Origin of the sequence: Pseudonocardia lutea (genome assembly GCF_042658055.1) — a bacterium.
In the GTDB taxonomy this organism is placed as follows: domain Bacteria; phylum Actinomycetota; class Actinomycetes; order Mycobacteriales; family Pseudonocardiaceae; genus Pseudonocardia; species Pseudonocardia lutea.
Genome location: NZ_JBHSQK010000081.1, coordinates 43,494 through 60,774, shown reverse-complemented (window position 1 = coordinate 60,774; position 17,281 = coordinate 43,494). Strand labels below are relative to the sequence as shown.

Here is a 17,281-nt window from a genome sequence, read left to right as displayed (position 1 = left end):
AGGTCCGGGCCGTCGTCAGCGTGGCGCCCGTCGGCCCCCTGCCGCTGCGGGTCAGCGGCAGCGCCCTCGGCGCCCTGGAGCCCGGAGCCGTGGCCGCCGGCGCCGTCGGCCCGGACTCCGCCGAGGCGCCCGGTCAGGACCCCGCACGCGAGCCGGCGCGCAGTGCGGATCAGGAGACAGTGCCATGACCGGCCGGGACAGGACCGGCAGTGACCGGACCGGCCGGGACGGGACCGGCCGGCGGCCCGATCCCGACCGTGGGTCCGCCACGGTGTGGGCGGCGCTGGCGGCAGCCGCGCTCCTCGCGGTGACGGCCTTCCTGGTCGATCTCGGCGGCGCCGTCCTGGCCCGCCATCGGGCGGAGGCGACCGCCGATCTGGCGGCCCTCGCCGCGGCGGGGGACCCGGTCCAGGGCGAGCAGGGCGCGTGCGCCGCGGCGCGCCGGGTCGCCGACGCCATGGGCGCCGGGCTGATCCGCTGCACCCTCGACGGCTGGAACGCCCTCGTCGAGGTGCAGGTGCGGCGACCGTGGAGCCTCCTCGCCGCAGAGGCGGCGACAGCCCGGGCGCACGCCGGGCCGGTGCCCGGCACACCTCCCGCGCCGGCGGACGGGAGGTCACCCGGGGACGTTCCGGTGAACGGTCGGGGAGGCCAGGCGAACGGCGTTGCGGCCCCGGCCTCCGCCACCCGCGGCCGCCCACACGTCGGCCGCCCGTCGACCGACTCCGGCACCCGCGCTCGTCGTGGGTCCGGAACCGATCGGCGACCGCGTCTGGCGGGCGTCGTGCGGACCGGGCCTACTGAACACGGCACGGCCGGGTCGGCACCCACGGTGGGGCCGACACCACCGTCCACGAGCACGCTCCCCAGACCGCGGTGGGACCGAGGCGCTCCGTCGCCGACCCCCGTACGGACCCACCGCCCGCTGGCCGCCGCCGGCCGGCCCGGGCCCCGACCGGCCCGCCGGCGGCGGCCGACGACCTCCCCCGCCTACGGGCCCCGGACGCCGGGCCTGCGCGACCGTTCGGCCGCCGGCCGGCCGCGGCACCACCACGACCGCTCAGCCCGTGCCCGGGTGCCGCACCAGCGCGCCGATCACCAGGTCCAGCACTCGCACCGCCCCGGCCTTGTCCAGCGGGTTGTTCCCGTTGCCGCACTTCGGGGACTGCACGCACGAGGGGCATCCGGTGCGGCAGCCGCAGTCCCGGATCGCCTCCCGGGTCGCCCGCAGCCACCGCTCCAGGACGGCGTGACCGCGCTCGGCCAGCCCGGCGCCGCCGGGGTGCCCGTCGTGGACGAACACCGTGGGCAGCCCGGTGTCCGGGTGCAGCGCGGTGGACAGCCCGCCGATGTCCCAGCGGTCGCAGATCGCGAAGAGCGGCAGTAGGCCGATCGCGGCGTGCTCCGCCGCGTGCAGCGCGCCCGGCACCCGGGACGGGTCGATCCCGGCGTCGGCCAGCACGGTCTCGTCGATCGTGTACCAGACGGAACGGGTCTCGAGGGTCTGCGCGGGCATCTCCAGCGGGACGGTCTCGAGCACCGTCCCGTCCGGGGTGCGGCGCTGGTAGCCCACGACCTGGCTGGTCACCCGTACGTCGCCGAAGCACACGGAGACCGGGCCGTGGTCGCTGCGCGCCCGTACGGCGACGATCTCGACGTCCGAGTTCGACCGCGCGTCCGTCCGCCAGTCGGGCTCCTCCTGGTGCACGAGCGCGACGCCGGCGTCGAGGTCCAGCTCGTCGACGACGTAGCTCTCCCCGCGGTGCAGGTAGACCGCCCCGGGATGCGCGGTCCCCGGGGCGGAGGCGCCGTCGACCGTGCCGAGCATCCGTCCGGTCCCGGCCTCCACCAGCGCGACCTGCCCCAGCCCCGAGCCGCGGATGTCGACGGAGGCGGCGGGCTGCTCCCGCGTCGTCGGCCAGAACCAGCCGGTCGGCCGCCGGCGGAGCACCCCGTCGTCGACCAGCTCGGCGAGCACCTCCTCGGCGACGGCGCCGCCGAAGACCTCCGCCACGTCCTGCTCGGTGAGGGGCATCTCGGCGGCGGCGCACACCAGCTGGGGGGCCAGCACGTAAGGGTTGCCGGGGTCGAGCACGCAGCTCTCCACCGGCGCGCCGAGGAGGGCGCGCGGATGGTGCACGAGGTAGGTGTCCATCGGGTCGTCCCGGGCCACGAGCACCACCAGCGCCTCGTCGGCCGCCCGGCCGGCGCGCCCCGCCTGCTGCCAGAAGGAGGCCCGGGTGCCGGGAAAGCCCGCCACGACCACGGCGTCGAGCCCCGCGATGTCGACACCGAGCTCGAGGGCGTTGGTCGTGGCCACGCCGAGCAGCTCGCCGCGCATCAGCGCGCTCTCCAGCGCCCGCCGCTCCTCGGGCAGGTAGCCGCCGCGGTAGGCCGAGATGCGCGGCACCAGGTCCGGGTCGACGTCGGCGACCAGCCGCTGGGCGCCGAGCGCGGTGACCTCGGCCCCCCGCCGGGAGCGCACGAACGCGAGGGTGCGGGCGCCCTCGACCACGAGGTCGGCCAGCATCCGGGAGGACTCGGTCGAGGCGGGCCTGCGGACCGGGGCGCCGTTCTCACCGTTGAGCTCGAGCAGCAACGGGGGCTCCCACAACGCGACCGTCCGGCCCGCGCTGGGCGAACCGTCCTCGGTCACCGCGGTCACCTCGCGCCCGGTCAACCGGCAGGCGAACTCTGCCGGCCGCGCCACGGTGGCCGACGCGAGCACGATCGTCGGGCGTGCCCCGTAGCGCCGGGCGATCCGCAGCAGCCGGCGCAGCAGCAACGCGACGTGCGAGCCGAACACCCCGCGGTAGGTGTGGCACTCGTCGACGACCACGAACGCGAGCCGCCGAAGGAAGCCCGCCCAGCGCCCGTGCCGGGGCAGCACCGACCGGTGCAGCATGTCCGGGTTGCTGAAGATCCACCGCGCGTGTCGGCGAGCCCAGTCCCGCTCGTCCATCGGGGTGTCCCCGTCGAGCGCCGCGGGCCGCACGTCCGACAGCCCGAGCTCGCGCAGGGCGCGGAGCTGGTCGGCGGCGAGCGCCTTGGTCGGCGACAGGTAGAGCGCCGTGGCACGCGGCTCCGCGGTGAGCCGCGACAGCACCGGCAGCTGGTAGACCAGGGACTTGCCCGACGCGGTGCCGGTGGCGACCACGACGTCGCGCCCCGCGTGCGCCAGCTCCGCGCCCTCGGCCTGGTGGCTCCACGGCCGGGACACCCCGGTGCGGCGGAACGCGCCGACCACCTCGGGCGGCGCCCAGGCCGGCCAGTCGACGGCGCGCCCCGGCCGGGGTGGCAGGCGGACCGCGTGGCGCAGCGGGTTCGTCGCCTCGGCCGGGTCGAAGCCCTCCGGGTCCTCGGGGTCCTCCGCGAGCTCCGGCGGCAGGGTGCCCCCCGCCCCGAGCTCGACGACGGGGACGTCCGGATCGACGCCGGAGCCTGCGAGAACCCGGCCCAGCAGCTCCAGCCCGCGCGCCGACCGCCGCACGGGACCGCTGGCGGGCACGACCGGGTCGGGCGGCCCCTCGACGAGCACCGGCCCGTCGCCCGGCCACCCGATCGGTTGGTCACGCATACGGTCGAGGCTCGCACACCGCACCGACGGTTCCGCGCACGCCGACCCGGTTCCCGTTCGTGTCGCTCGGATGGCGGGCGTCCCGACGAACACCCCGCCGCCCGTGGGGCCACGGTGCACGCAGTCGGTCGGGCCCGCTCGTGGCGCCCCCGGCCCGGCCGAGCCCGGCGGAGCCTCCGCGAGTGGTCGTTCCTGCACCGCCAGGACCTGCGCGTTCGGCCGTTCGGCCGCCTGTGTTCTCGATCACCTCACCCGACGGCGAGGTGGGGTGCTGTGGATCTCAAGTGGGACATCGGACACACTCGTACACTGCACGCGCCCGTCGCACCGACGCGACGGTGCATGCGCTCGACGCCAGGGACGCCGTCGGAACGCGAGCCGGCCGCATCGGCCTCCCTGGCGCACACCGACGCAACAGGAGGACGGATGTCCGTGCCCGCTGTGGGCCTCGAGCTCGGCTCGGGTGATCGCGTCGTCGTCGGCGTGGTCGCCGTCGTCGCGCTCGCGGCCCTGGCCATCGGCTACATGCTGCTCCGGGAGGTGCTGGCCGCCGGCCAGGGCACCAAGCGGATGCAGGAGATCGGAGAAGCGGTCCAGGAAGGCGCCCAGGCGTACCTGAAACGGCAGTTCAGAACGCTCGGCATCTTCGTGGTCGTCGTCTTCCTGCTGCTGCTGGCGCTGCCCGCGGACGACCTGGGCGAGCGCATCGGCCGGTCGATCTTCTTCGTCATCGGTGCCGTCTTCTCCGCGACGATCGGCTACCTCGGCATGTGGCTCGCCACCCGCGCGAACATCCGCGTCGCGGCGGCCTCCCGCGAGCCGGGCGGCCGGGAGAAGGCCACCCGCATCGCGTTCCGCACCGGTGGCGTCGTCGGCATGTTCACGGTCGGCCTGGGCCTGTTCGGTGCCGCGCTCGTCGTGCTGGTCTACGCCGGCCAGGCGCCCAAGGTCCTGGAGGGCTTCGGCTTCGGGGCGGCGCTGCTGGCGATGTTCATGCGGGTCGGCGGCGGCATCTTCACCAAGGCGGCCGACGTCGGCGCCGACCTCGTCGGCAAGGTCGAGCAGGGCATCCCGGAGGACGACCCGCGCAACGCCGCGACGATCGCCGACAACGTCGGCGACAACGTCGGCGACTGCGCCGGCATGGCGGCCGACCTCTTCGAGTCCTACGCGGTCACCCTGGTCGCGGCGCTGATCCTGGGCTCGGCGGCGTTCGGCCTCCAGGGCCTGCTGTTCCCGCTGATCATCCCGGCCATCGGCGTGATCACCGCGGTCATGGGCGTCTACATCACCCGGGCCCGGCGGGGCGAGAACACCCTCAAGGCGATCAACCGCAGCTTCTACATCTCCGCGGTCTTCGCCGGCGTGCTGTCGATCATCGCGGCGTGGTTCTACCTGCCGGGCAGCTTCGCCGACCTGACCAACCCGACGGACGCGTCGGTCACCACGCTGACCCAGGACCCGCGCCTCATCGCGTCGGTCGCCGTGGTCATCGGCATCGTCCTCGCGGGCGTCATCCTCTGGCTGACCGGCTACTTCACCGGCACCGAGGACAAGCCGGTGCAGGACGTCGGGCGCTCCTCGCTGACCGGCCCGGCCACCGTGATCCTGTCCGGCATCTCGATCGGCTTCGAGTCCGCGGTCTACACGGCGCTCGTGATCAGCGCCGCGGTCTACGGGGCGTTCCTGCTGTCCGGTTCGATCGTCGTCGCGCTGTTCGCCGTGGCCATGGCGGGCACCGGCCTGCTGACCACGGTCGGCGTCATCGTCGCCATGGACACCTTCGGCCCGGTCTCCGACAACGCCCAGGGCATCGCGGAGATGTCCGGCGACGTCGAGGGCGAGGGCGTCGACATCCTCACCGAGCTCGACGCCGTCGGGAACACCACCAAGGCGATCACCAAGGGCATCGCGATCGCGACGGCGGTGCTGGCGGCGACGGCGCTGTTCGGGTCGTACCGCGACGCCTTCACCCAGGCGCTCCTCAAGGCCGGGGTCGCGTTGCAGGACGCGGGCAACACGTTCACCGCGGAGGTGTTCAGCCCGAACACCCTCGTCGGCGTGATCATCGGCGCCTCCGTGGTCTTCATGTTCTCGGGCCTCGCGGTGAACGCGGTGACCCGGGCCGCGGGCGCGGTCGTCTACGAGGTGCGCCGACAGTTCGCCACCAAGCCCGGGATCATGGACGGCACGGACCGTCCGGAGTACGGCAGGGTCGTCGACATCTGCACCCGGGACTCGCTGCGCGAGCTCGCCACCCCGGGCCTGCTGGCGATCTTCGCCCCGATCGCCGTCGGGTTCGGCCTCGGCGTCGGCCCGCTGGCCGGCTACCTGGCCGGCGCCATCGCCACCGGCACGCTCATGGCGATCTTCCTCGCCAACTCCGGCGGCGCGTGGGACAACGCCAAGAAGCTGGTCGAGGACGGCAACCACGGCGGCAAGGGCTCCGACGCCCACGAGGCGACGGTCATCGGCGACACCGTCGGCGACCCGTTCAAGGACACCGCGGGCCCGGCCATCAACCCGCTGATCAAGGTCATGAACCTGGTCTCGGTGCTGATCGCGCCCGCGGTCGTCGTGTTCACCGTCGGCGACAGCGCGTCGGCCCCGATCCGGATCGCGATCGCGATCGTCGCGGTGATCATCATCGTCGCGGCGGTCACGGTGTCGAAGCGCCGCACGTCCTCCATCCAGGAGACGCCTGCGGACAGCCCCGTGGCCTGATCCGGCCGCGCCGACCGGGCATCCGGCCGGGAGATCGACAGGGCCGGGCCGATCGGCCCGGTCCGGTCGCCCGGGCGTCGGGCCCTCTCGGCGATCCAGGAGGCCGCTCGTCCCCTCCGGGGGCGGGCGGCCTCCTGCGTCCGCGCCGGGCTCGCTACCGTCTCAGCGCCCGGCACGGGGGCGACGGCGCAGGACCGGCGTGCGGGGATGACCAGCAGGGCCGACGTGGAGGACGGATGAGGATGCCCACCAGGGCCACCCGGCGGCGCGCCGCGGCGGTGGCGGCGGTCGCGACCGGGCTGCTGCTCGCCGGCTGCGGCGGCGCGAGCGAGCAGGAGACGGTCGACTGGACCAACGGCCTGTGCAGCTCCTACGCCACCTTCCGCGAGGCGGCGGTCGTCGGTCCGCAGCCGGCGCCGGACCTGCCCGCCCAGGCCCGCAACCTCTCCGCCTACCTCGGGAACACCGCCGCCTCGCTGGACAAGGCGCTGGCCGACCTCGACGGCCTCGGCGCTTCGCCCGTCTCCGGCGGCGACCAGGCCGTCACCAAGTTCCGCGACCAGCTGAGCAGCTACCGCTCGGCCTTCCAGCGGGCCAGGACGCAGGTCGACGCCCTCGACCTCGACTCGCGGACGCTGCAGCGGGACATCGAGGGCGCGGTCGCCCCGGTCCTGCAGCTGCAGGACACGACCCAGGACCCGTTGTCGGGCCTCGACCCCGCGGTCACCGACGCGGCGGCCAAGGCCCCCGCCTGCCAGGACCTCGGCCGGCCCGCCGGCCCCGCGTCCGGCGGCTGAGCAGGGCAGGACCCGCGGTTCGCGTACTGTCGGTCCCCGGCCCCGCTCCCCTCGCCCCCAGGAGGCGCCCCGTGCCTCGCCCGTCCCGGCTCGCCGTCGCCGTGGTGCTCGGCGGGCTGCTGTCCGTCAGCGGCTGCGCGACCGTCGTCGCGGGCACCCCGACCGCCGACCCCGCGCCGCGCCCGGCCGCCGGCCGCGGCGCCGACCCGGTGGCCTGGGTCGACAAGGTCTGCGGCGCGGTCCTCACCTACACCACCCCGGTGCTGGCCCAGCCGGCCTTCGACGGCGCCGACCTGCCCACGATCAAGCAGCGGCTCTCGGACTACCTCGGGGCGAGCCAGACCGGCCTGCAGCAGAGCCGTGACCAGCTCGGCACGGTCGGGGCCTCGCCGGTCGGCGGGGGCGACGACACCGTCGCGCGCATCTCCGCGGGCCTGGAGAAGCTGCAGGCGGACATCGGCGCCGCCAAGGCGAAGGTCGACGCCGCCGACCCGGCGAACGTCGACGCCTTCCGCGCGGCCCTCGACGAGACCAACACCAATCTCAAGCAGCTCACCGCGCCCGACGCGCTCGGCGACCTCAGGACCTCGCCGCGCCTCGACAAGGCCGCGCAGCAGGCGGGCAACTGCACCACGCTGGCCACCCTTCCCGGCGCCGCACCCCGGTAGCAGCGGGCCGGCACGCGTGTCGCCCGGCGTGTCGGCCTCCGGTCGGGCGAACCCGGCGCGCCACGCGATCATCGCTCGAACACATGTTCTAGGGTGCGCGACGTGTCCCAGCTCTCGCTGTTCTCCGCGGACGCCCGGCCGCCGCGGCTCGGCGATCTCGCCGGGCTGCTGTGCGGGCCGGCCAGGATCACCCGGTTCGGCGCGGGGGACACCGCGCGGATCAGCCTGCTCGTCGCCGACGCCGGGCGGGCGGCCGCCGTCCGGGCCGCGGCGGCGCGGTTCGGCATCCCCTTCGAGCTCGGCGAGCGGAGCTGCACGGGCCGCGAGCTGCGCACCGCCTACCGCCGGGACCTGGCCGGCCTCGCCCGGGCCTGGACGGGCCGCGACCGGCGCAAGACGGTGCCGACGGACTTCCAGCTCGACGGCACCGCCCTGCGGCTCTGGGTGCTCGCCTGCGGCCGCGCGGACGGGCGCGGGGGCTACCTCCTGCCCCTCGACGGCGCCGCGCCCGGGACCCACGACGCCCTGATCGCCGCCGCCACCCGCCTGGGCCTGCCGCCCGCCCGGATCGCCCTGCCGCCCTGCGCGGCCTGCCGGGAGCGCGCCGCAGCTCCGACGGTCGAGCCCGGGGACGGGACGCCGGCCGCCGCGGACGCCCAGGCGGACCCCGTCGCGGACGCTCCTGCGGAACCCCTCGCCGCGCACACCGCCGTGGCACCCGTCGGGGCGGAGACCGCCGTGGACACGGGCGCGAGGACCGGCACCGAGGCCCGTCCCACCGACCCCGCGCACGGCGCCCGGCACGACCTGCCCGCCCCGCCGTCGTCCTCCCGCACGAGCCGCCCCGCCTCACTGCTCCTCACGGACGGCACCACCGCCCTCGACCTTCCGGCGGAGCCCGTCCGGGCGCACTGCCGCAGCCACCATCTCGCCCTCGTCCCGGCCGTCGGGCCGGAATGCCCCGCGGCCGGGCCGGCGTTACGGATCACAGGAGCACGCCGCCTGCAACGGCTCGTGGAGCTGGTCGGCCCCGCCCCCGACGACGTGGACACCGCCGAGTGGCCCAGGTACTGGGGTCGGAGCGGGGCTTGACCCGCGGGCTACGCTCCCCCGGTCGATCCGGCGGCCGCGACGCGGTGTGACGGATGCGACATGCTCGGTCGATGTGCGACCGTGGCGGCGGGGGTCGGCGGTGGGGCAATACTGTCGATCCCGGGTCGAAGGGGAGTGACGAGGTGACCGGAGGTAACGGTCGGGCGCCTCACCCCGGACGAGACGCCCGGAAGTCGGACGCGGACCGGTGATGGCCGGCGACGCGGCCGGAGGGATGGAGTAGGACCAACGTGGTAACCCGAACGACGAGCACCGACACCGACGCGCCTGCCGGGAGCAACGGCACGGCCGCCGGCACCCGCACGCGCCGCAGCGCGGCCGGCGGCGGGCGTCGCAACGGGAACGGCACGGCCACGTCGGCCGGCGGGCGCGTGCGCCGCCTGGTGATCGTCGAGTCCCCCACCAAGGCCAAGAAGATCCAGCCGTACCTGGGCAACGACTACGTCGTCGAGTCGTCCGTCGGGCACATCCGGGACCTGCCGCGCGGTGCGGCGGACGTGCCGGCCAAGTACAAGGGCGAGCCGTGGGCACGGCTCGGCGTGGACGTCGACAACGAGTTCCACCCGCTCTACATCGTCACGCCGGAGAAGAAGTCGAAGGTCTCCGAGCTCAAGGACCTGCTGAAGGACGCCGACGAGCTCCTCCTCGCCACGGACCCCGACCGCGAGGGCGAGGCCATCGCCTGGCACCTGCTCGACACGCTGCGCCCGAAGATCCCGGTGCGCCGGATGGTCTTCCACGAGATCACCGAGCCGGCGATCCGCGCGGCCGCGGAGAACACCCGCGAGCTGGACCAGGACCTGGTCGACGCGCAGGAGACCCGCCGCATCCTCGACCGGCTCTACGGCTACGAGGTCTCCCCCGTGCTGTGGAAGAAGGTCATGCCGAAGCTCTCGGCGGGCCGCGTGCAGTCGGTGGCGACCCGGCTGATCGTGGAGCGCGAGCGCGAGCGGATGGCGTTCGTCTCCGCGGGCTACTGGGACATCGCCGCGACCCTCGACGCGGGCGCCGAGGCGACCCCGCGCCAGTTCGGCTCGCGGCTGGTCTCCGTCGACGGCAGCCGGGTCGCGGCCGGCCGCGACTTCGGGCCGGACGGCAAGCTCAAGAACGCCGACGTCACCGTGCTCGACGACGCGAGCGCCCGCCGGCTGGCGGAGGCGCTCGAGGGCCGGGACCTGACCGTCGCGTCGGTCGAGTCGAAGCCGTACACCCGCCGTCCGTACGCCCCGTTCATGACGTCGACGCTGCAGCAGGAGGCCGGCCGCAAGCTGCGCTTCTCCGCGGAGCGCACGATGCGCAGCGCCCAGCGGCTGTACGAGAACGGCTACATCACCTACATGCGTACGGACTCGACCACGCTGTCCGAGTCCGCGATCCAGGCCGCCCGGGCGCAGGCCCGCGAGCTCTACGGGGACTCGTACGTCGCGCCGTCGCCCCGGCAGTACACCCGCAAGGTGAAGAACGCCCAGGAGGCGCACGAGGCGATCCGCCCCGCCGGCGACACCTTCCGCACCCCCGGCGAGATCGCTCGCGAGGTCGACGGGGACGACTTCCGCCTCTACGAGCTGATCTGGCAGCGGACCGTGGCGTCGCAGATGGCCGACGCGCGCGGCACCACGGTGTCCGTGCGCATCAACGGCACCGCGGCGACCGGCGAGGACGTCGTGTTCGCCAGCTCCGGCCGCACGATCACCTTCCCGGGCTTCCTCAAGGCCTACGTCGAGACGATCGAGGAGGGCTCCGGCGGCCAGGCGGACGACGCCGAGTCGCGGCTGCCGCAGCTGACCGAGGGCCAGGCCCTCACCGCCGCCGAGCTCACCCCCGAGGGCCACTCGACGAACCCGCCGGCGCGGTTCACCGAGCCGAGCCTGGTGAGCAAGCTCGAGGAGCTGGGGATCGGCCGGCCGTCGACGTACGCGTCGATCATCAAGACGATCCAGGACCGCGGGTACGTCTGGAAGAAGGGCTCGGCGCTCGTGCCCTCGTGGGTGGCGTTCGCCGTCGTCGGGCTGCTGGAGCACCACTTCGGCCGGCTCGTCGACTACGACTTCACCGCCGCGATGGAGGACGAGCTCGACGCCATCTCGTCGGGCAACCTCACCCGCAACGCCTGGCTGACCGGTTTCTACTTCGGCGACGGCGCGGGCTCGGAGGGCTCGGTCGCGAAGGCGGGCGGGCTGAAGAAGCTCGTCGGCGTGAACCTCGAGGAGATCGACGCCCGGGAGATCAACTCGATCCCGCTGTTCACCGACTCGCAGGGCCGCGAGGCCGTGGTGCGGGTCGGGCGGTACGGGCCGTACATGGAGCGCCCGACGGGCGAGCTCGACGCCGAGGGCAAGCCGAGGACGCAGCGCGCCAACCTGCCCGAGGACCTGCCGCCGGACGAGCTCACCGAGGAGATCGCCGAGAAGCTGTTCTCGGTGCCGCAGGAGGGCCGCTCGCTGGGCACCGACCCGGTGACCGGGCACGAGATCGTCGCCAAGGAGGGGCGGTTCGGGCCGTACGTCACCGAGATCCTGCCCGAGGACGCCCCGAAGAAGACCAAGCCGCGCACGGGCTCGCTCTTCAAGGACATGTCCCTGGAGACGATCACCCTCGACGACGCGCTCAAGCTGCTCTCCCTGCCGCGTCTGGTGGGCACGGACCCGGAGTCCGGCGAGGAGATCACCGCGCAGAACGGCCGGTACGGGCCCTACCTCAAGAAGGGCACCGACTCGCGCTCGCTGACCAGCGAGGACCAGTTGTTCACCGTCACGCTCGACGAGGCGGTGGAGATCTACAAGCAGCCCAAGCAGCGCGGTCGGCGCACCGCCGCCGCCACGCCGCCGCTGCGCGAGCTGGGCGAGGACGCCTCGACCGGCAAGAAGATGGTGATCAAGGACGGCCGGTTCGGCCCCTACGTCACGGACGGCGAGACCAACGCCTCGCTCCGCAAGGGCGACTCGGTCGAGGAGATCACGGACGAGCGCGCCTCCGAGCTGCTCGCCGAGCGCCGCGCCAAGGCCCCGGCCAAGAAGAAGGCCCCCGCCCGCAAGCCGGCGGCGAAGAAGGCCCCGGCGCGGAAGGCCCCGGCCAAGTAGCCCCGTCCGACTGCTCGAACGGCGCTTCCGCTCGGTCCACGTGAGCGGGAGCGCCGTTCGTGCACCCGCAGGCCATTCTGCGTGAGCGGTGCTGTCGCTCACCAGGTGTGAGCGAGAGTGCCGTTCGCTCAGGTGAGCAGGGACTTCACCGCCGCGGAGAGGCGCTTGCCGTCGGCGCGGCCCTGGGCGGCGGCCTGCGCCTTCTTCATGACCTGCCCCATCTGCCGCGGGCCGGGCTTCTCGCCGGTCTCGGCCTCGACGTCGGCCACGGCCTGCTGCGCGAGGGCGGCCAGCTCGTCGTCGCCCAGCTGCCGGGGCAGGTAGCGGGCCAGGACCTCGCCCTCCGCCTTCTCCTGCGCGGCCAGCTCCTCGCGACCCGCCGCCGAGAACGCCTCCGCGGACTCGGCCCGCTTCTTGGCCTCCTTGCGGATCACGCCGAGCACCTCGTCGTCGGAGAGCTCCCGGTGCGCCTCGCCGGCGACCTCGGCGTTGCCGATCGCGGTCAGGGTCATCCGCAGGGTGCCCTTCACCAGCTCGTCGCGGGACTTCATCGCCGCGGTCAGGTCCTTCCGCAGCTGCTCCTTGAGGGTGCTCACGGGCGTGCACGCTAGTCGAACGGCGAGGGTCCGTACCCTGGGACACGTGAACAGCCTCGCTCGCCTGGCCATCGGCGCCGTCACCACCGGCGCCGCGGGGATCGCCTACGCGGCCGGGTACGAGCGACGTCGCTGGACGCTGCGCGAGGCCACCGTGCCGGTCCTGCCGGAGGGCAGCCGGCCGCTGACGATCCTGCACGTCTCGGACCTGCACCTCACGCCGGGCCAGGAGAGCAAGAAGCGCTGGGTCGCCGAGCTGGCCGCGCTGGAGCCGGACCTCGTCGTCGACACGGGGGACAACCTGGCGCACCCGCGGGCCGTGCCCGGCGTCCTGGCCGCGCTCGGGCCGCTGCTCGAGAAGCCGGGCCTGTTCGTGTTCGGCAGCAACGACTACTTCGGCCCCACCCCGAAGAACCCCGCCCGCTACCTGCGCAGCTCGGACCGCCGCATCCACGGCGAGCCGCTGCCCTGGCGGGACCTGCGGGCGGCGTTCGTCGAGCGCGGTTGGCAGGACGCGACGCACCAGCGGCTGTTCCTCGACGTCGACGGCCGGCGGATCGGCGTCGTCGGGGTCGACGACCCGCACCTGTCGCTGGACCGCTACGACAGCGTCTCCGGCCCGATGACGGCCGACCTGCGGCTCGGGCTGACCCACTCCCCCGAACCGCGCGTGCTCGACGGGATGGCGGCCGACGGCGTCGACCTCGTCCTGGCCGGCCACACGCACGGCGGGCAGCTGCGCCTGCCCGGGTACGGCGCGATCGTCACCAACTGCGGGATCGACCGCTCGCGCGCCCGCGGCGCCTCCCGCTGGGGCGCCCACACCTGGCTGCACGTCTCGGCCGGGATGGGCACCTCGCCCTACGCGCCGGTGCGCTTCGCGTGCCCACCGGAGGCCAGTCTGCTGACCCTCGTGCCCCGCCCGGCCGGCGCCGACGCCGCAAGGGCCACCCCCGCGCAGGCCGCCGGAACCGTCGGGTAGAGTTCACCACGGCTCAGCGGGAAGCCGCGGGCCCTCGGGGTGTGGCGCAGCTTGGTAGCGCGCTTCGTTCGGGACGAAGAGGTCGCAGGTTCAAATCCTGTCACCCCGACAGAAGTCGAAGGCCCAGGTCGGCAGACCTGGGCCTTCGTCATTGTTGACCTGAAGTCCGGTCGAGCTCGTAGCGTCGCCGGCATGACCGAGCCGGGAGCCCGCGCGGCCGCGCAGGCGGCGCACGAGGCGGCGGGCTTCGACCCCGCCGCCTTCTTCGCGGCCGCGGGGATCGAGGCCGCCGGGGGTTGCGCCTTCCCCGGCTGCGATCCCCCCAGCTGGATCGACCTGGATCGAAGACCGCGACGAAGACCACCCCTCCTCCAGCCGGTCGGCTGACCCGCACGACACCGGTCTGCCTGCCCGACGGAGCGCTCCGCGGACGCGGACGACGGAGGCCCGAATCCGTGGATCCGGGCCTCCGTGTCGAGGGCTCAGCTCTCGCAGGCCACACCGTCGCCGTCGCGGTCCAGCCCGCTGCGGTAGCCGGGCTCTCCGGCGTGGAGCGGGGCGGCGCCGGCAGCCTTGGCCGCGGAGCAGTTCGCGTAGTAGGCGGAGCCGCGCGACGACGGCGCCTCGACGACCGGTGCCGGGGCAGCGGGTCGCGGCGCGGCCACCAGCGGGCGCGGCGCGTCGACGCGCGGCGCGTCCGCCACCGGCTCCTCCACGACAGGAGGAGCAGCAGCGGGGGCGGCGGCGGGGACCGGCGGGGCGTCGGCCTCACCGAGCACGATCGGGTCGCCGGCGGCCGCCAGTGCCGCGGCGCCCGGCAGCTGCGTGGTCACGGTCCCGGCCGCCACGCCCGCGACCGAGCCCGTCGAGGGGCCCAGCACCACGTTCGTGAAGCCCGCGGCCGCGAGCACCTCGCGGGCCTGCGGATCGGCCATCCCGACCACGTTCGGCACGGTGAGCAGGGCCGGCGCGACCGGCCCCGGGGCGGCGGGCTGGACCACGGCCGCGGGCTGGGGCGCGCGGGCGGCCCCGGTGAGGGCGAACACGGTCATGAGCACGCAGATCACCGTGCCGATCCCGCCGAGCACCAGGCCGGCGCCGCTGCGGCCCGCCGTGACCGCGCGGCCGTCGCGGAACCGCGCGCGTCCCGTGCGGGAGAGCAGCAGGGCGGGCACCGTCACGAGCAGCCCGACGATCGGCGCCCACCCGACGACGAGACCGACCAGGCCGAGCACGAACCCGGCCGTCGCGGGGCGGTTGCCCTGCCGGGGCGGGGTCGGTGGCATCGGGGTCCACGGCTGCGTCGCGGTCATCGGGGTCCTCTCCGGGTCCTGGAGGTGCGAACGGCGGTGTGCCGCACCACTGAACGGACCATCGGAGGAGTCGCGACGCCGTTACCGAACGTCATCAGAAATGACGACGGCCNCCTCCCGCTCCGTCCCGGAACTCACCCCAGAGCGTCGGCCGGGGTGAACTTCTCGCGGTGGATGTGCCGCGGGGCCATCCTGCGGCGCTTGAAGGCCTTGACCCCCGCCTCCACCATCGCCGGCGGGCCGCACAGCCAGCCCGACCAGCCGCGGGCGCTCGGGACGTCCTCGACGAAGGCGTCCGTCGGGAAGCCCGAGCGGTGCTCCGGCGCCGGCTCGTCGGACAGCACCGGTACGAAGCGGAAGTTCGGGTGCTCCTCGGCGAGCTCGGCGAAGCGGTCCCCGTCGTAGAGGTCCGCCGCACCACGCACGCCGTGGTAGAGCAGCACCTCCCGCGAGGGGTGCCGGGCCAGCGCGGTGCGGGCGATCCCGACCAGTGGGGCGAGGCCGGTGCCGCCGCCGACGAGGACCATCGGGCCGCCGTCGTCGTCGGCCTCCGGCGGGAGGTGGAAGTCGCCGAGCGGGCCGGCCGCCTGCACCTCGTCGCCGACCGCCAGCGCGTCGAACAGCCAGCCCTCGGTCGCCACCCCGCCCGGCACCCGCCGGACGTGCAGCTCGAGCACCTTGTCCTCGTCCGCCGTGTTGGCCAGCGAGTACTGCCGGCGGGCCCCCGACCCCGGGACGACCAGCTCGACGTACTGCCCCGCCGAGAACTCCAGCGGCTCGGGCAGGCCGAGCAGGATCCGCCGCGTGTCGCGGGCGATGTCCGCGACCTCCAGCACGGTGGCGGTCAGGTCCCGCAGCGCGTGGGTCGTGCGGTCACCGGCCCCGCCCACCTCGACGTCCGACCGCGGGCGGGCCTGGCACGCCAGCGCCAGACCGGCCGCCCGCTCGTCGGCGGTCAGGGTGTCGAACGGGGAGTCGCGGTGGTCGACCTCCCCGCCGACGACCTGCAGCTTGCAGGTGCCGCAGGTCCCCTGGTTGCAGGAGTTCGGCATCCACAGCCCGGCGCGCAGGCACGCGTCGAGCAGGCTCTGGTCGGCGGCGCACTCGACCCGGCGGCCGCCGACGGTCACCGCGAAGCCCATCTCAGACCTCCCAGGTGACGTGCAGGCTCGTCGGCCCGCGGAAGCCCCAGCCCCAGAAGTCGACGCCCTCGCCGGTGTCGCGCTCGAGGTTGGGGATCGCCTCGAAGAGCTCCTCGAGCGCGATCCGCATGACGTGGTTGGCGAAGTAGATGCCCGCGCACGCGTGGCTGCCGGCGCCGAAGGCCAGGTGCGGCAGCGGCGGGCGGTGCAGGTCGTAGGTCGACGGCGCGTCGTAGAGGCCCGTGTCGTGGTTGGCCGACCCGTAGGACAGCATCACGGGGGTGCCGGCCGGGATGTCGACGCCGGCGACGGTGACGTCCTTGGTGGAGATGCGCGCGGTGGCCGACCAGATCGGCGAGGTCCAGCGCATGCCCTCGGAGATCGCCCGCGGGATCAGCGTCGGGTCGTCGACGACCTCCTCCATCTGCTCGGGCCGGGAGAACAGGCCGACGAGCGTGGAGGCCATGCCGTGGCCCGGCTCCTGCATCGCGCCGAGCAGGTAGACGTAGATCGTCGGGTAGATGTACTCGCGGTCGCGGGTCTGCCCGGGCGGCATGCCGTCGTGCAGCCAGTGCGAGATCGCGCTGTCGTCCGGCTCGACGATCCACTTGTCGATCAGCGGGTCGACGATCGCCCGGATCTCGGCCTTGGCCTCGTCGCCCTCGCGGAAGCCCTCGGGGTTGGCGAACTCGCCGTCCTCGGTCATCGCGGCGTTGGTGAAGGAGCGGTTCAGCTTGGCGAACCACTCGCGGAGCTTGTCGGAGTCGACCGACTGCAGGCCCAGGAGGTCGCCGAGCGCCCGCACGCTGACCGGCTCGCAGAACTGGGAGACGAGCTCGGCACGGCCGTCGTTCTCGAACTGCTCGAGGTAGCGGCGCGCGATCGGCCGGACCAGGTCGTCGATCCAGCGGTCCACCTCGACGGGCTGCAGCGCCGGCTCGACCATCGACCGCAGGTCCGCGTGGATGTCGCCGTTGACCCCGATGATCGCCGGGTGCCCGAAGGTCCGCCCACCGGCCGGGGTGATCACACCCTCGAAGTCGGGGCTGGTCGCGACCTCGCGGCACACCTCGGCGGTGGAGGCGACGTAGGACCCCAGCACCGGCACGTAGGCCAGCGGCGCCTCGGCCCGCAGCCGCTCGTAGACCTTGTAGGGGTTGCGCTCGAGCTGGGTCATGGTGACGTCGTCGAGCCAGGACAGGTCGGGCTTCTCGGTGGTCGTCATCGACCGTCTCCTCCCACAGCGGTGTCCGGGTGGCGTGTCCGGGTCGGACGGGAAGGTAGGCAGC

13 protein-coding genes, 1 tRNA gene and 1 pseudogene are annotated in these 17,281 nt (G+C 74.5%); 10 read left to right on the top strand and 5 right to left on the bottom strand.

Features of this window, described 5'->3' with window-relative positions:
- Positions 1-188: hypothetical protein (locus ACFQH9_RS26105; protein WP_379569975.1), on the top strand; the 188-nt coding region annotated here is incomplete at its 5' end.
- A pseudogene (locus tag ACFQH9_RS26100) lies at positions 185-568 on the top strand (Rv3654c family TadE-like protein); the annotation flags it as partial. The gene ACFQH9_RS26105 and the pseudogene ACFQH9_RS26100, both read left to right, overlap by 4 nt.
- Positions 569-1,060: 492 nt before the next feature.
- Here ACFQH9_RS26100 and ACFQH9_RS26095 read toward each other — a convergent pair.
- On the bottom strand, positions 1,061-3,577 hold the full coding sequence (locus ACFQH9_RS26095) for a DEAD/DEAH box helicase (protein ID WP_379569973.1): 2,517 nt from the start codon (positions 3,575-3,577) through the stop codon (positions 1,061-1,063).
- A 426-nt stretch (positions 3,578-4,003) separates the two neighbouring features.
- Here ACFQH9_RS26095 and ACFQH9_RS26090 point away from each other — a divergent pair, with 426 nt between their 5' ends.
- From ACFQH9_RS26090 to topA, 5 genes are all read left to right on the top strand, one after another.
- Positions 4,004-6,301 (top strand): sodium-translocating pyrophosphatase, encoded by a 2,298-nt coding sequence (locus ACFQH9_RS26090; protein WP_379569971.1) that lies wholly within the window; start codon positions 4,004-4,006, stop codon positions 6,299-6,301.
- A gap of 242 nt (positions 6,302-6,543) precedes the next feature.
- Positions 6,544-7,098 (top strand): hypothetical protein, encoded by a 555-nt coding sequence (locus ACFQH9_RS26085; RefSeq protein ID WP_379569969.1) that lies wholly within the window; start codon positions 6,544-6,546, stop codon positions 7,096-7,098.
- 71 nt (positions 7,099-7,169) lie between these two features.
- Positions 7,170-7,766 carry a hypothetical protein gene (locus tag ACFQH9_RS26080; protein WP_379569967.1) on the top strand — a complete coding sequence of 199 codons (597 nt, stop codon included), beginning with the start codon at positions 7,170-7,172 and terminating at the stop codon, positions 7,764-7,766.
- Between the two features lie 102 nt (positions 7,767-7,868).
- Positions 7,869-8,858: a hypothetical protein gene (locus ACFQH9_RS26075; protein ID WP_379569965.1), complete on the top strand. Its 990-nt coding sequence runs from the start codon at positions 7,869-7,871 to the stop codon at positions 8,856-8,858.
- 251 nt (positions 8,859-9,109) lie between these two features.
- Complete coding sequence (gene topA / locus ACFQH9_RS26070) at positions 9,110-11,959, top strand: type I DNA topoisomerase (protein WP_379569963.1); 2,850 nt, start codon at positions 9,110-9,112, stop codon at positions 11,957-11,959.
- Between the two features lie 128 nt (positions 11,960-12,087).
- Here topA and ACFQH9_RS26065 read toward each other — a convergent pair whose 3' ends face one another.
- Positions 12,088-12,555: a GatB/YqeY domain-containing protein gene (locus ACFQH9_RS26065; protein ID WP_379569961.1), complete on the bottom strand. Its 468-nt coding sequence runs from the start codon at positions 12,553-12,555 to the stop codon at positions 12,088-12,090.
- A 46-nt stretch (positions 12,556-12,601) separates the two neighbouring features.
- On the opposite strand from ACFQH9_RS26065, the gene ACFQH9_RS26060 reads away from it, so the two are divergent.
- From ACFQH9_RS26060 to ACFQH9_RS26050, 3 genes are all read left to right on the top strand, one after another.
- Positions 12,602-13,537, top strand: coding sequence for a metallophosphoesterase (locus ACFQH9_RS26060; protein WP_379569959.1), 936 nt, complete (start codon positions 12,602-12,604; stop codon positions 13,535-13,537).
- A 35-nt stretch (positions 13,538-13,572) separates the two neighbouring features.
- Positions 13,573-13,646, top strand: a tRNA-Pro gene (locus ACFQH9_RS26055).
- Positions 13,647-13,729: 83 nt separating this feature from the next.
- A complete protein-coding gene (locus tag ACFQH9_RS26050) occupies positions 13,730-13,924 on the top strand; it encodes a hypothetical protein (protein ID WP_379569957.1) in 195 nt (64 codons plus the stop codon).
- A gap of 95 nt (positions 13,925-14,019) precedes the next feature.
- Here the strand turns inward: ACFQH9_RS26050 and ACFQH9_RS26045 are convergent, their stop codons facing one another.
- The 3 genes from ACFQH9_RS26045 to ACFQH9_RS26035 all read right to left on the bottom strand — a co-directional run bounded on the left by ACFQH9_RS26045 (position 14,020) and on the right by ACFQH9_RS26035 (position 17,217).
- On the bottom strand, positions 14,020-14,850 hold the full coding sequence (locus tag ACFQH9_RS26045; protein ID WP_379569955.1) for an excalibur calcium-binding domain-containing protein: 831 nt from the start codon (positions 14,848-14,850) through the stop codon (positions 14,020-14,022).
- Positions 14,851-14,984: 134 nt separating this feature from the next.
- Positions 14,985-15,992, bottom strand: coding sequence for a 2Fe-2S iron-sulfur cluster-binding protein (locus ACFQH9_RS26040; RefSeq protein WP_379569953.1), 1,008 nt, complete (start codon positions 15,990-15,992; stop codon positions 14,985-14,987).
- Between the two features lies 1 nt (position 15,993).
- Positions 15,994-17,217: a cytochrome P450 gene (locus ACFQH9_RS26035; RefSeq protein WP_379569951.1), complete on the bottom strand. Its 1,224-nt coding sequence runs from the start codon at positions 17,215-17,217 to the stop codon at positions 15,994-15,996.
- Positions 17,218-17,281 lie beyond the last annotated feature (64 nt).